Annotated in this window: 13 protein-coding genes; 4 read left to right on the forward strand and 9 right to left on the reverse strand. The window is 60.4% G+C overall.

Annotated elements, in window-relative coordinates; genetic code table 11:
* Positions 1 to 11: 11 nt before the first annotated feature.
* Both gltA and BM234_RS04350 read left to right on the forward strand, forming a co-directional pair.
* Positions 12 to 1,301, forward strand: a complete 1,290-nt coding sequence (gene gltA / locus BM234_RS04345) for a citrate synthase (RefSeq protein ID WP_175501192.1) — start codon at positions 12 to 14, stop codon at positions 1,299 to 1,301.
* Positions 1,302 to 1,412: 111 nt separating this feature from the next.
* Positions 1,413 to 1,727: a peptidase gene (locus BM234_RS04350; RefSeq protein WP_245752481.1), complete on the forward strand. Its 315-nt coding sequence runs from the start codon at positions 1,413 to 1,415 to the stop codon at positions 1,725 to 1,727.
* A 6-nt stretch (positions 1,728 to 1,733) separates the two neighbouring features.
* On the opposite strand, the gene BM234_RS04355 is transcribed toward BM234_RS04350, so the two are convergent.
* The 9 genes from BM234_RS04355 to BM234_RS04395 form a co-directional block, all read right to left on the reverse strand.
* A complete protein-coding gene (locus BM234_RS04355; RefSeq protein ID WP_092060939.1) occupies positions 1,734 to 2,510 on the reverse strand; it encodes an enoyl-CoA hydratase-related protein in 777 nt (258 codons plus the stop codon).
* A gap of 72 nt (positions 2,511 to 2,582) precedes the next feature.
* Positions 2,583 to 3,053: a cytochrome c-type biogenesis protein gene (locus tag BM234_RS04360; RefSeq protein ID WP_092060941.1), complete on the reverse strand. Its 471-nt coding sequence runs from the start codon at positions 3,051 to 3,053 to the stop codon at positions 2,583 to 2,585.
* Positions 3,050 to 5,014, reverse strand: a complete 1,965-nt coding sequence (locus BM234_RS04365; protein ID WP_092061372.1) for a heme lyase CcmF/NrfE family subunit — start codon at positions 5,012 to 5,014, stop codon at positions 3,050 to 3,052. Before BM234_RS04365 ends, BM234_RS04360 begins: the two co-directional genes overlap by 4 nt.
* Before the next feature lie 125 nt (positions 5,015 to 5,139).
* Positions 5,140 to 5,715, reverse strand: coding sequence for a holin family protein (locus BM234_RS04370; protein ID WP_092060943.1), 576 nt, complete (start codon positions 5,713 to 5,715; stop codon positions 5,140 to 5,142).
* Positions 5,706 to 6,317 carry a holin-associated N-acetylmuramidase gene (locus tag BM234_RS04375; RefSeq protein WP_092060945.1) on the reverse strand — a complete coding sequence of 204 codons (612 nt, stop codon included), beginning with the start codon at positions 6,315 to 6,317 and terminating at the stop codon, positions 5,706 to 5,708. Before BM234_RS04375 ends, BM234_RS04370 begins: the two co-directional genes overlap by 10 nt.
* Before the next feature lie 64 nt (positions 6,318 to 6,381).
* Positions 6,382 to 6,849, reverse strand: a complete 468-nt coding sequence (ccmE, locus tag BM234_RS04380) for a cytochrome c maturation protein CcmE (RefSeq protein WP_092060946.1) — start codon at positions 6,847 to 6,849, stop codon at positions 6,382 to 6,384.
* A 7-nt stretch (positions 6,850 to 6,856) separates the two neighbouring features.
* The gene (gene argC, locus BM234_RS04385; protein WP_092060948.1) at positions 6,857 to 7,885 is read right to left on the reverse strand and encodes an N-acetyl-gamma-glutamyl-phosphate reductase; all 1,029 of its coding nucleotides are present in this window, start codon (positions 7,883 to 7,885) and stop codon (positions 6,857 to 6,859) included.
* 36 nt (positions 7,886 to 7,921) lie between these two features.
* A complete protein-coding gene (locus BM234_RS04390; protein WP_092060949.1) occupies positions 7,922 to 8,734 on the reverse strand; it encodes a glutamate racemase in 813 nt (270 codons plus the stop codon).
* 6 nt (positions 8,735 to 8,740) lie between these two features.
* A complete protein-coding gene (locus tag BM234_RS04395; RefSeq protein ID WP_092060952.1) occupies positions 8,741 to 9,622 on the reverse strand; it encodes a lysophospholipid acyltransferase family protein in 882 nt (293 codons plus the stop codon).
* Between the two features lie 328 nt (positions 9,623 to 9,950).
* Between BM234_RS04395 and BM234_RS04400 the strand changes: the two genes are divergently transcribed.
* Positions 9,951 to 10,859 carry a LysR family transcriptional regulator gene (locus BM234_RS04400; RefSeq protein WP_092060954.1) on the forward strand — a complete coding sequence of 303 codons (909 nt, stop codon included), beginning with the start codon at positions 9,951 to 9,953 and terminating at the stop codon, positions 10,857 to 10,859.
* Positions 10,860 to 11,155: 296 nt separating this feature from the next.
* On the forward strand, positions 11,156 to 13,315 hold the full coding sequence (purL, locus tag BM234_RS04405) for a phosphoribosylformylglycinamidine synthase subunit PurL (RefSeq protein ID WP_092060956.1): 2,160 nt from the start codon (positions 11,156 to 11,158) through the stop codon (positions 13,313 to 13,315).
* Positions 13,316 to 13,327: the final 12 nt, after the last annotated feature.

Raw genomic sequence — 13,327 nt, forward strand, 5'->3', positions numbered from 1 at the left:
AGGGATTGCCTATGACGGACCGTACCGCGAAACTGACGATCGAAGACAAGGACTTCGAGCTTCCCATCTTCTCGCCAACCGCGGGGCCGGATGTGGTTGATATTCGCAAGCTCTATGCACAAGCTGGCGTCTTTACCTACGATCCCGGGTTCACCTCCACCGCAAGTTGCGACAGCACGATCACCTTCATTGATGGCGACAAGGGCGAGTTGCTGCACCGCGGTTACCCGATCGACCAGCTTGCCGCGAGTTCGCACTACCTCGAAGTCTGCTATCTACTGCTCTACGGGGAGCTTCCCTCCGCCGCGCAACTCGAAGATTTCGAGAGCCGCGTGACGAAGCACACGATGCTGCACGAACAGATGGTGTATTTCTTCCGCGGGTTCCGCCGCGATGCGCATCCGATGGCGATCATGACCGGAGTGGTCGGGGCAATGTCGGCCTTCTATCACGACAGCACCGACATTTCCGACCCGTGGCAGCGCGAGGTCGCTTCGATCCGCCTTGTGGCCAAGATGCCGACGATCGCAGCTTGGGCCTACAAGTATTCGATCGGACAGCCGCTGGTCTATCCGCGCAACGACATGGATTATGCCTCCAACTTCCTGCGGATGTGCTTCAGCGTCCCGGCTGAGGAATATGAGGTCAATCCGATCCTGTCGCGCGCAATGGACCGGATCTTCACGCTGCACGCCGACCATGAGCAAAACGCTTCCACCTCGACGGTGCGGCTTGCCTCGTCGTCGGGCGCGAACCCGTTTGCCTGCATCGCCGCTGGTATCGCTTGCCTTTGGGGCCCCGCACATGGCGGCGCAAACCAGGCATGTCTTGAGATGCTGCGCGAGATCGGCACACCGGACCGGATCCCCGAATTCATCGCCCGCGCGAAGGACAAGAGCGATCCTTTCCGCCTCATGGGCTTCGGGCACCGGGTCTACAAGAATTTCGACCCGCGCGCGAAGGTGATGAAGCAATCCGCGGATGAGGTTCTTGACCTGTTGGGTGTTGAAGACAACCCGATCCTTCAGGTTGCCAAGGAACTGGAAGAGGCCGCGCTGGCTGATCCCTACTTCACCGACAAGAAGCTGTTCCCGAACGTCGATTTCTATTCGGGCATCATCCTTGAGGCGATGGGCTTCCCGACATCCATGTTCACGCCGATCTTTGCGGTTTCCCGCACCGTGGGCTGGATTTCGCAGTGGAAAGAGATGATCGAAGATCCGGCGATGAAAATCGGCCGCCCGCGCCAGCTCTACAAGGGTGCGACCATGCGCGACTACGTCGATATCGAAAAGCGCTGAGGCCAAAGCCATTGGCAACAAAGGGGGAGTGTGCCGGGATCGGCGCGCTCCCTTTTCATATCCGGTTGGGCGTACTTCAACCGCGCGGGGGCATATTGCCCAGAGCCAGTATTGGCGCTATCACTTGCCTATCAGAACGCCGGGTCCACGGCGCTGATGGATGAAAAGTTCGACCAGATGACACTTATGGCGTTTGCTGCTTACGAGCAGCCGTTGAAGTGGATCGCTTTTGCTCTCGGGCTTGGCAGCGCGGTAAGCGTTGTTCAAGGCTGGCAACTCCTCGCGATGTCACTCAGCCTTCCGTTCTGCCTGATCTGGATCTATTGCGGCTGGCTCCGAACGGAACGGCAACTCAAGCTCATCAATGTGCTTTTTGCCTGCCTCTACGTGTATGGAATCGCGCGTTATTTCATCGTGCAGGCCTGAGGGGGCCTAGCGCCCCTCGTATTTCGCCTCACGTTTTTGCAGGAATGCCATCACCCCTTCGGTGAAATCGCGCGTCTTGCCGCATTCCCCTTGAAGCTGCGCTTCGAGCGAGAGTTGCTCCGTCAGGGAGTTTTCGAGCGAGCCGCGAATGGCCGCTTTCACGTGACGATAGGCAACTGTCGGCCCTTGGGCGAGATGGGCGGCGCGGGCTTTCCAGTGGGCGTCAAACTCGGCATCGGGCACTGCTTCATAGATCATGCCCCAAGTGTCTGCCTGCCGGGCAGAGATCTTGTCGGCAAAGAGCGCCGCGCCCATGGCCTTGGCCGCGCCGATCTGTCTGGGGAGCCAATAGGTGCCGCCCGCGTCGGGGATCAGCCCGATGCGCGTGAACGCCTGAACGAAATAGGCGCTCTCTGTGGCGATCACCACGTCGGCGGCCAAGGCAAGGTTCGCCCCTGCTCCCGCCGCCGTGCCATTCACAGCGCTGATCGTGGGGATGCGGCTTTCGAAGATCGCCTCGAGCATGGGCACGTATTCCTCGCGCAGGACCCGCTCCAGATCGAGTTCGGCCAAGGTGCCGGTATCGCCGAGATCTTGGCCCGAGCAAAAGGCGCGCCCCTGTCCGGTCAGGACGATGACGCGCGCTTCATGCTCGGCAGCTTTGACAGCGTGGGTGATTTCGGCGCGCATCCGGGTGTTGAGCGCGTTCATGACATCGGGCCGGTCAAGGGTCAGAACGGCGATCTCATCCGCCACCTTATAGTCGATTGTCTGGTAGTCCATCCTGCGCCCTCCCGGCTGTGTTCGGGGGCATACAACACCGATCACGGAGGCGAGGCAAAGCGAAACCCTGCGTCAGGTGGGCGGTGTTTTCCCGCTATCGCCCGCCGCCAAAACCTTGCGCAGCCGTGCCTCTTCTTCGGCGGTCAGCGGAGCCGCCTCAGCGCCCGTGCTGCGCCCGCGCATATAGAGCGCTGCAAGCAGAAGCGCGACCAAAAGCATGGCGGGCCCGGCCCCCCAGAGAATCCAGTTTGACCCACCGGTTTGCGGTTTCAGCAGGACATATTCACCAAACCGCTCGGTAATGAAGGCCACCGTCTCCGCGTCGCTATCACCTGCCACGAGGCGTTCGCGCACCAGAAGCCGAAGGTCGCGCGCCAGCGGGGCATTGCTTTCGTCGATGCTCTCGTTTCGGCACACAAGACAGCGAAGCCCACCGGAAATATCCCGCGCGCGCTCCTCCAGCACGGGATCATCCAGTACCTCATCGGGCTGCACCGCAAAGACGGGGCCTGCGAGCAGGAGTAGAAGCACTAGCCACCTCATTCCGCCGGTACCTCAGCCCCGGCAGAGCGGCGTGCGCCCGCGGCGATACGATATCGGCGGTCGGACAGGCTCAGAAATCCGCCAAGCGCCATGATGATCGCCCCGGCCCAGATCCAGTTGGCGAAAGGCTTGATATAGGTCCGAACGGCCCAGCCGCCCCCGACCTGTTCATCGCCGATCACCACGTAGAGATCGCGCAGGATGCCGTTGTCGATTGCCGCTTCTGTCGTGGGCATCCGCGCAACGGGATAGAGCCGCTTTTCAGGATAAAGCGTGGTCACGGCGCGGCCGTCGCGTGTTATATCGATTTCTGCCATGGTGGAGAGGTAGTTGGGACCCTCGAACTGCGTCACATCCCGCAGGGTCAACTCATAGGCGCCGACGGTGAAGGGCGCATCGGTTTGCACCACGCGAATGTCTTCTTCTTCCCATGCAAGCAGGGCCGCGATACCGAACACGGTAATCCCTAGGCCGGAATGCGCCACGGCCTTGCCCCAGTCCGCACGCGGAAGCCGCGCCAATCGGCTCAGATCCCGCGACCGACCGGTACGCGCCCAGAGATCCGCAGCAACCCCGGCAAGAACCCACACGCCGAGAGCCACACCGAACGGACCCATCAGGCTCCGGCCCGTCTGCATGGCCCAGACAAGCCCGGCCAGTGCAAGCGCCAGAAGCGCAGGAAAGCGCAACGCGTGGATGACCCGGCCAAGGCGTGCCCGCTTCCACGAAAGAACCGATCCGATCGGCATGATGATCGCCAGCGCAATCATGAAAGGGGTAAAGGCCAGATTGAAGAAGGGCGGCCCAACGCTCAGCTTGCGATCAAAGGCAAGCTCAGCCACCAGCGGCCAGATCGTCCCCACGAAGACGACGAAACAGCTGACCGCGAGCAGGATGTTGTTGGCCACGAGCGCTGACTCTCGGCTCACCATGCCAAAGACCCCTCGTGCCTCCATGATCCCCGCACGCGCGGCGTAGAGCGTGAGCGCACCGCCCATGAAGATCGCTAGGATCAGCAGGATAAAGACGCCCCGTTCGGGATCGTTCGCAAAAGCATGGACCGACGTGATGACGCCCGAGCGAACGATGAACGTGCCGATCAACGAGAAACCGAACGCGAGGATCGCCAGCAGAATTGTCCAACTCTTCAGGCTCTCCCGCTTTTCGACCACGATGGCCGAATGCAAGAGCGCGGCCGCCAAAAGCCACGGCATGAAGGAGGCATTTTCCACCGGATCCCAGAACCAGAACCCGCCCCAGCCAAGCTCATAGTAGGCCCACCAGGACCCGAGCGCGATGCCGATCGTCAGAAAGATCCACGCGGCTAATGTCCAAGGCCGCACCCAGCGACCCCATGCGGCATCCACGCGACCCTCGATCAATGCGGCGACGGCAAAGGAAAACGCCATCGAGAGACCGACATAGCCGAGGTAGAGAAACGGGGGATGAAACGCGAGGCCTGGATCCTGAAGCAACGGGTTCAGGTCCTGACCATCAAAGGGCGGCACGGCCATGCGCAAGAAGGGGTTAGACGTAAAAAGGAGAAAGGCGAGGAACGCCACGGAAATCGCCGATTGCACCGCAAGGACCCGCGCGCGCAATGTCGGTGGCAGATTGCCCCCGAACCACGCCGCCGACGCCCCGAACAGTGTCAGGATCAGAACCCAGAGCAGCAGCGATCCTTCGTGGTTCCCCCAGACGCCGGACACCTTGTAGAGCATCGGCTTGAGCGAATGGGAGTTCGCGACGACGAGCCGCAAGCTGAAATCCGACGTGACAAAAGCATGGGTCAGCGCGGCGAAGGAAAAGGCAATCAGCAGGAACTGCGCATTTGCTGCAGGTTCCGCGACAGCCATCCAACCGGGCCAGCGTTTGTGGGCCCCGATAAGCGGCACGACCGATTGAACGATCGCGACCATGAAAGCGAGGATGAGAGCGAAGTGGCCAAGTTCTGTGATCATGCGCCATCTATATCGGCGGCGCGGCAGTGCGCCAATGACAAAGCGCCGCATCACCGTTCACGCCTGCGCCATAAGAAAAGGGGCGGCCCCGAAAAGCCGCCCCCCTCCCATCCGCTGCGGGTTTCTCAGACCAGCGAGCGTTTCCAGTCATCAAGAGCAGGGTTGCCCGTGCTCTTGAGGGCGGCCTGGGCCAGTTGCTGGTCGCCATTCGTGTCCGCCGTGCCTACGCCTTCTGCGCGCAATTCGCGCAGGCGCTTGGTGTTTTCCACGACTTGCGGAACGCGGGCGATGCTCTCTGCGACCGAGCGCTGAAAGTCCTGTCCCTTGGCCTGATGCCGTGCGCCGAAATAGAAGGAGACGATCGCGCCGAGCAGCCACCAAAGCGGCTCCGGCACCAGTGCAATCCCCTGCATCCGCTCCGCGAACCAGATCGGGTCGATCATTGCCGCGACGAAAAGCCCCATCGTGCCAATGGCCATCGCGGGACGTGGCAGGCGGTTGAGCCCGTCCATGAAACGGTCGAACGCGCCCCTCCGGGGTACCGCGAATTCCGCGCCAAACTGGTTCAGCGCCGCAGCTTGGGTCTCAAAGCCGCGCTGCGCGTCGGCCTCGGCGTTGACCCGAAAAACTTCGGCTGTCTGGGCTACCACATTGCGGCCACCGCCAAACACCAGCCGCATTACACCTTCGATCAACCCCATTTTGCCACCCTCTCCACGAACTCCTCGGTTGCGAGATGGTACTCCGGGGAGATGAACTCCTCCGCGCGCCGAATCCAGCCTCCCTTGCCACCAGCGCGGCTACGGGCGTACTTCCGGCTGGCCGGGCGTCGATCCGCAATACCGAAATAATAGTTCCGCCGCGCGATCCCGTAGGCATCGCCCAAATGGCCAGGCGCGACACGATATGCATCATGCGCCGACCGGATGGTGTTGGGTCCGATCACCCCGTCGACCACGCAGGGGAAGTGCATATGGGTGAGCAGCCTTTGCAATATCTTGATCGCATTGCTTCCCGCATTCACGTACATATCGAACACCGACGCCTGAAGTACCTTCGGCAATTCGGCAATCCGTGGTTTGTTGTAGTAGTGCTTGATGAAGATATCGACGGCCTGCTCTTTGGTCAGGTTCCGGACATCATCCACATCAACGTCGCCATCTCCGTCAATATCCATCCGCAACCTGCGCATGGTATGGATCGTGACGCCGAAGTTCGTGGCCCCACCCGGATCGTCGGGGTCATTCACAAAGCCGCCTTCGCGGACGACGATTTCTTCTGCAATTTCCTGTACCGATTTCATCGCTCTACACTCTCGCCTCGATCAGCACTTGTCTGTGCCGCAGGGAAAGAATGGCGCGAGATCGTTAATTGACGGCTGAACTGGCGTCCGGCTCCTGATAGACACCTTGTTCCTTCAGCGCGTCCACGACTTCCTTCGGCATGTAAGTTTCGTCGTGTTTTGCAAGTATTTCAGAGGCTTGAAAGACGCCGTTCACGTATCTACCCGTGCCGACCATACCCTGCTTTTCGGCAAAAAGGTCAGGTAGAACGCCGCCAAAGGTTACCGGAACGGACGCCGCTCCGTCCGTCACCGAAAAGCGGATCTGTTCTCCCTGTCCCCGCACGAGGCTGCCTTCTTCGACCAAGCCGCCGATGCGGAAAACCTCCGCCGCTGAGGGCGGTTCCGCGACAATCTGGCTCGGCGCACGAAAGAAATTGATGCCGTCCCGCATCGCGAACCCGATGAGTCCCGTCGAAACGGTAAGAGCGACCACTGCCAGAACGATGATCTGGATGCGCCGCTTCTTCTTGAGCCCACCGAGTGCAGACATGGTCACCTCATGGGAAACAGGGGGCGAGCATGAGCCCGCGGGTTTCATCTTCACCTAACATCAAATTCGCATTTTGCAATGCTTGGCCGCTGCTCCCCTTGGTGAGGTTGTCGAGCGCGGCAACTACGATAGCGCGGCCCGGTTTGCGATCTCCGGTCACGCCAATATGGCAGAAGTTGGAACCCCGCACCTGATGCGTCGACGGCGTCTCCCCGAATGGCAGAACTTCGAGAAACGGCTCGGACAGATACGCCTCGGACAGTGCCGCGTGGATGGCATCGGGATCACCGTGCACATAGACAGTCGCCAAGATCCCCCGGTTCATCGGCAGCAGATGGGGCGTGAACTGCACCTCGACAGGCCGTCCAGCGAGGGTGCTGAACTCCTGATCGAATTCGCCCAGATGCCGATGCGTTCCGCCGACGGCATAGGCGTTGGTTCCCTCGGACAATTCGGCATGAAGCAGGTTTTCCTTGAGACTCCGCCCTGCCCCGGTCACACCGCATTTCAGGTCGAGAATGATCTCGTCCAAGTCGATCAACTCCCCCGAAATGAGGGGCCGAAGCGCGTATTGACCCGTCGCCGCGTTGCAACCCGTCCCGGCCACAAGGCGCGCGTTCCGGATTTCATCACGATAAAACTCGGTCAAACCATAGACCGCTTCTTTCTGTATCTCCGTGGCCGCGTGGGCATTGCCATACCACGCCTGATAAGCGGATGGATCGCGCAACCGGAAATCCGCCGAAAGATCGACGATCTTCAGGTCACGAGGCAGGTTCTTGATGACCTCCTGGCTCGTCTTGTGGGGCAGCGCGCAAAAACACAGATCCACCGTTGCAAAGTCGATCTCATCGACCGTCACCAGATCGGGTAGGTCGAGATGCCGCAAGTGCGGAAAGACTTCGGCCATACTCTGCCCAGCCTTGGAATTTGCGCCAAGCGCAACGATTTCCATGCCGCCATGCGTTGCAATGAGCCGGACAAGTTCAGCACCGGTATAGCCCGATGCCCCAAGGATCGCGATCTTGTGGGTCAAGAGAACCCCTCCTTCTCATGCTCGTCTGTCGTGAAATTACGCAGCGGTAAAGGTGATCTTGCGCCGCAGGAATTGTGTCGCCCGATCGGACACCCGTCGTGGATCACCCGTGGTCAGGAACAATTGATCGGTCCCGGACCCGATCATCGCGGGATGGCGCGTGAGATAATCAGCGAGGCTCTCCGCCACAAGGTTGGCTTGGGAATAGACTGCTACATCAGGTCCAAGGGCATCCTGAAAGACGTCCTGCATCAATGGGTAATGCGTACATCCTAGGATTGCTGCTTCTGGAAAGGGCATTTTGCGTTTGAGAGCATCCACATGGCTGCGCACCAGCGCTTCGGCGAGGATCATATCACCCTCCTCGATCGCGTCGACCACGCCGCCGCAGGCTTGCGCCTCGACATCCACGCCTATCGCCCGAAACGCGAGTTCGCGCTGAAACGCGCGGCTAGCCACGGTGGCCGGGGTCGCAAACAGCGCGACATGTTTCACGGCCACTTCGCGGGGCGGGGAATTGTCGCCCCACTTTCGCTCAGTCAGAGCTTCGATCAGCGGCACGAAGACCCCCAAAACCCGCCGGTCTCGCGGGATCCAGCTTTCCTGCATTCGCCGCAGTGCCGCCGCCGATGCGGTATTGCACGCGAGGATCACCAGATCACATCCCGCGTCCCACATCCGCTCAACCGCATTCGTCGTAAGGCCATAGACGTCGTCGGCATCCCGCACCCCATAGGGGGCATGCGCGTTGTCACCGAAATAGACGAACGGAACATCCGGCAAGCGGCGCGTCACCGCGTCCAGCACCGTGAGCCCGCCAAGCCCGCTATCGAAAATTCCGACCGCCATCTGCCGTCAGCCCTTGTATTTCGCCTCGAATTCGAAGCCATAGCCATAAGGCACTACCGGTTCGGGCGCCAGATCGTAAGTCGCGCGGCGCAAGAAATCCATCAACCCGCGTGGCTCCGCCGTATGGCTCTGAAGCCGCTCTCGGCAGATCGGATCGCCGATCACCACCCGGACCGGGCTATCGACGCGTTTGCGGAATTCCTTGATCAAAAGACCCATCCGCAAAGTGTAGTGAAGATGGCTTGCGATCTGAAACAGGCGGCTGTTGGCGCCGTCGAAATAGATGGGGACCACCGTTGCCCCGCTTTTGGCGATCATACGCGCCGTAAAGCTGCGCCATGATGGATCGAGCGCGCGGGAGAATGGCTTGGCGGCCGTGCTGACCGTGCCGCCGGGGAAAATCCCGATCGCCCCTCCCGCCGCGAGATAGCGCAGCGCTTCCTTGCGGGTGGCCACGTTGGTGGCAATCGCCTCCTTGGACTCCTCAAAGGAGATCGGCAAAATGACGCTGTTGAGTTCTTCGGACCTGCGAAACACGTGGTTGGCAAGAATACGAAAATCGCCGCGGGTTTCGGCAAGAATGTGCCCCATCATCAACCCGTCCAGAATCCCGTAGGGATGATTGGCGATGAAAACCAGCGGCCCTTCACGCGGAATTGCCTCCAATGAGCCGCGCACTACGTCGAGCGACAATCCGTACCGCTCCACCAGAACCTGCCAGAAATCTCGACCTGCCGCGATGTCCTGCTCATACCCACGGGCGCGCTTTATGAGCCCGATACGGCCCGTCACATTCTCCATGATGCGAATGACCGCCCGTCCACTCTTCGTCTCTGCGGAGTGGCTATAACTGATGTCGCGGGCGATGTGGCGATGCTGTGCCTGCATGGCTCTTTGTGCTCCTGATCCCTGCCAAGCACATACTCTGTCACGCAAATCGAAGAAAGCGATATGACGGTTCCTGTCACGCAAATCACAGCGGGCGTTATGACGTCGCAGTAACGGTGCTATGACGAATGGGCAATTGACGCCAATTCGCATCTCATCATGCCAAGCCCCTAAAGCGCCTCGAATTTTGGCGTTCTGGAAACTTCGGTTGGGGTGGGATTGCCACGAATTTCGGCAAAAATCGCACTTTTATCACTTAAATCGCGCTCCCGACGTAGACTGTTGATGGTTTCCTGTCATGTAGAGGGCCTGATTCGAGAGAGATGTGATGGACTGGGACAAGCTTAGAATTTTTCACGCTGTCGCTGCTGCGGGCAGCCTGACCCACGCGGGCGACGTGCTGCACCTCAGCCAGTCCGCCGTCAGCCGTCAGATACGCGCGCTCGAGGAAAGCCTTGGGGCGACGTTGTTTCATCGGCATGCCCGCGGCTTGATCCTCACCGAGCAGGGTGAATTGCTGTTTGACGCCACCGCCGCCATGGCAAAGCGTCTCGATACGGCGGCGGCCCGGATTCGCGACAGCGAAGAAGAAGTGTTTGGCGAGTTGCGCGTTACCACAACTGTGGGGTTCGGCACGCTCTGGCTCGCCCCGCGTTTGACGAAGTTCTATGAACAGTACCCCGATCTCAATATCGACCTGATGCTCGAAGAGCGGGTGCTCGACTTGCCCATGCGGGAGGCCGATGTCGCCATTCGCATGAAGGAGCCGTCGCAAGCCGACCTGATCCGCAAGCGACTCATGAGTGTACACATGCGGCTCTATGCCTCGCCGGGGTATGTCGAGCGGGTCGGCGTGCCTGAAAAGGTCGAGGATCTGGGGAATTATCGACTGATTTCCCAGAACGTGACCGCGACCCAGGCGGGGGCCGGTGCCCAACTCATCCAGAACCTTTGGGCCTATGACATTCCGTCGCGCCTCATGGTCAACAACTACTTTGGCGTGCTCCAGGCGGTACTGAATGATCTGGGGATCGGGGTTCTGCCCAAGTATCTCGTCGATGAATTCCCCCAGCTCATCCGCGTGCTGCCCGAAGTGGAATCGACTGAGATCCCGGTCTTTCTCGCCTACCCCGAAGAATTGCGCCAATCGCGCCGCATCGCTGCCTTCCGCGATTTCGTGCAGGATGAGATCATGGCCCACCGGCGCAAGTTGCGCGATACGGGGCTCTACGACTGAGCACTGTCCGGCGGACCCTGCTGCATTATGCACATGCCGCATAGCTGATATGCTCGCCTTCCGGCCTGTTCGCCCTTGATCGTTTTCAGACAGCACACTATTTGGACTTTCGAAGACGGTGAGAGCTTAAATGCGCATCATCTTCATACCTCCCTGTTGGACTTCGGCCGAGCTTAGTGCTCGGCCTTTTTTTTGGCATTGCGCGTGCCGTTTGGGGCATCGCAGGGCCCGCTCCCCCCTTTCCCCGAGGCGACCCATGGCTTAAACAGCCCGCAACAGCGACACTGGGGGATACCATGCAGGAGCCGGCCATTACGCCAGAGCTTATCGAGGCTCACGGCCTCAAGCCCGACGAATACGAGCGCATTCTCGAAATCATCGGCCGAACGCCCAGCTTTACCGAGTTGGGTATCTTTTCGGCGATGTGGAATGAGCATTGCTCTTACAAATCCTCCAAGAAATGGCTGCGGACACTGCCGACAACCGGCCCGCAGGTCATCTGCGGCCCCGGAGAGAATGCAGGGGTCGTCGATATCGGGGACGGTCGAGCCGTCGTCTTCAAGATGGAAAGCCACAACCACCCCTCCTACATCGAGCCCTATCAGGGCGCGGCGACCGGTATGGGCGGCATATTGCGCGATGTTTTCACCATGGGCGCCCGGCCCATCGCCTCCATGAATTCCCTCAGCTTCGGCTCACCCGATCACCCCAAGACGCGCCGCCTCGTGCATGGTGTCGTTGAGGGGATCGGCGGCTATGGCAACTGTTTCGGCGTCCCCTGCGCGGGCGGCGAAGTGCGCTTTGATCCGGCCTACAACGGCAACTGCCTCGTGAACGCTTTTGCGGCAGGCCTCGCAGATGCGGACAAGATCTTTTACTCGGCGGCCTCCGGTGTCGGAATGCCGGTTGTCTATCTTGGTGCCAAAACCGGGCGCGACGGGGTCGGCGGCGCAACCATGGCCTCGGCTGAATTCGACGAGACCATCGAGGAAAAACGCCCCACCGTACAGGTTGGCGATCCCTTCACCGAAAAGCGCCTGATGGAAGCCTGCCTTGAATTGATGCAGACCGGGGCCGTCATCTCCATCCAGGACATGGGCGCGGCGGGCCTCACCTGCTCGGCCGTGGAAATGGGCGACAAGGGCAAGCTCGGCATCCGGCTCGATCTGGAGAAGGTGCCTTGTCGGGAAACGGGCATGACCGCCTATGAGATGATGCTGTCCGAGTCTCAGGAACGCATGCTCATGGTGCTGCGCCCCGAAAAGGAGAGCGAGGCGCGCGACGTTTTTGAGAAGTGGGACCTCGACTTTGCGATTGTCGGGGAAACCATCGCCGAAGACCGCTTCCTCATCATGCAAAACAACGCGACCATGGCGGATTTGCCTCTGTCGGAACTCGCCTCCAGCGCGCCGGAATACGACCGCCCGCATGTGGAAACACCGCAGGCCGATCCACTCGCCGACGTGCCGCAGATCGATGCGATCGACGGGTTGAAATCGCTGATCTCTTCGCCGAACTACGCGGCCAAGCAGTGGGTTTATGAACAATATGACACGCAAGTCATGGCCGACACTGTGCGCACGCCCGGGATCGGCTCGGGGCTGATCCGGGTCCACGGTACGGACAAGATCCTTGCCTTCACTTCGGATGTGACGCCGCGCTACGTCAAGGCGAACCCGCAACAGGGCGGTCGGCAGGCCGTGGCCGAAGCCTATCGCAACCTCACCGCCACGGGAGCCAAGCCACTGGCCAGTACGGACAATCTCAACTTCGGAAATCCCGAGAAGCCCGAGATCATGGGCCAATTCGTCGGGGCCTTACGCGGGATCGGCGAGGCTGTCTCCGCACTCGACATGCCGATCGTCTCGGGCAACGTTTCGCTCTATAATGAGACCGACGGTCAGGGAATTCTTCCCACCCCTACAATCGGCGCGGTCGGACTTATCGCGCACGAGGACGACATCATCGGAACCGAGGTGCGCGATGGGCACATGGCGCTTGTGCTTGGGGCCACCGAAGGTCATCTGGGCCAATCCGCCCTGCTGACCGAGGTTTTCAACCGCGATGATGGCGATGCCCCCTATGTGGACCTCGACCTTGAGCGCGCCCACGGCGATTTCATCCGGGAAAACCGTGAGTACATTAAGGCCTGTACCGATCTGTCCGACGGCGGGCTGGCGTTGGCCGCCTTTGAATTGGCCGAAGGCTCCGGCGTAGGCGTCCATATCGATATGGAAGACACGCCAACGCTCTTTGGTGAAGATCAGGGGCGCTATCTCATCGCCTGCAACTTCGATCAGGCCGAAGCGCTGATGGTCAATGCAGGTCAGGCCGGGCTGATCATCCATTCGGTTGGTCGTTTCGGCGGGGATACCGTGAGCTTCGGGCACAGTTCCGCACCGCTAGAAGAGCTATCGGCCCTCTACCGCGGTGCCTTCGCGGAGCAACTGGGCTGACCCCTTGCAGGC

This window comes from Poseidonocella pacifica (assembly GCF_900111875.1).
Lineage (GTDB): Bacteria > Pseudomonadota > Alphaproteobacteria > Rhodobacterales > Rhodobacteraceae > Poseidonocella > Poseidonocella pacifica.

What these genes read in the sequence shown, in the direction of transcription:
- BM234_RS04370 (WP_092060943.1), bottom strand. Translation starts at nt 5,715, where the DNA reads ATGGGGTTGATCGAAGGTGTAATGCGGCTGGTGTTTGGCGGTGGCCGC.
- BM234_RS04375 (WP_092060945.1), bottom strand. Translation starts at nt 6,317, where the DNA reads ATGAAATCGGTACAGGAAATTGCAGAAGAAATCGTCGTCCGCGAAGGC.
- BM234_RS04395 (WP_092060952.1), bottom strand. Translation starts at nt 9,622, where the DNA reads ATGCAGGCACAGCATCGCCACATCGCCCGCGACATCAGTTATAGCCAC.
- BM234_RS04360 (WP_092060941.1), bottom strand. Translation starts at nt 3,053, where the DNA reads ATGAGGTGGCTAGTGCTTCTACTCCTGCTCGCAGGCCCCGTCTTTGCG.
- BM234_RS04355 (WP_092060939.1), bottom strand. Translation starts at nt 2,510, where the DNA reads ATGGACTACCAGACAATCGACTATAAGGTGGCGGATGAGATCGCCGTT.
- purL (WP_092060956.1), top strand. Translation starts at nt 11,156, where the DNA reads ATGCAGGAGCCGGCCATTACGCCAGAGCTTATCGAGGCTCACGGCCTC.
- ccmE (WP_092060946.1), bottom strand. Translation starts at nt 6,849, where the DNA reads ATGTCTGCACTCGGTGGGCTCAAGAAGAAGCGGCGCATCCAGATCATC.
- BM234_RS04390 (WP_092060949.1), bottom strand. Translation starts at nt 8,734, where the DNA reads ATGGCGGTCGGAATTTTCGATAGCGGGCTTGGCGGGCTCACGGTGCTG.
- gltA (WP_175501192.1), top strand. Translation starts at nt 12, where the DNA reads ATGACGGACCGTACCGCGAAACTGACGATCGAAGACAAGGACTTCGAG.
- BM234_RS04400 (WP_092060954.1), top strand. Translation starts at nt 9,951, where the DNA reads ATGGACTGGGACAAGCTTAGAATTTTTCACGCTGTCGCTGCTGCGGGC.
- BM234_RS04365 (WP_092061372.1), bottom strand. Translation starts at nt 5,014, where the DNA reads ATGATCACAGAACTTGGCCACTTCGCTCTCATCCTCGCTTTCATGGTC.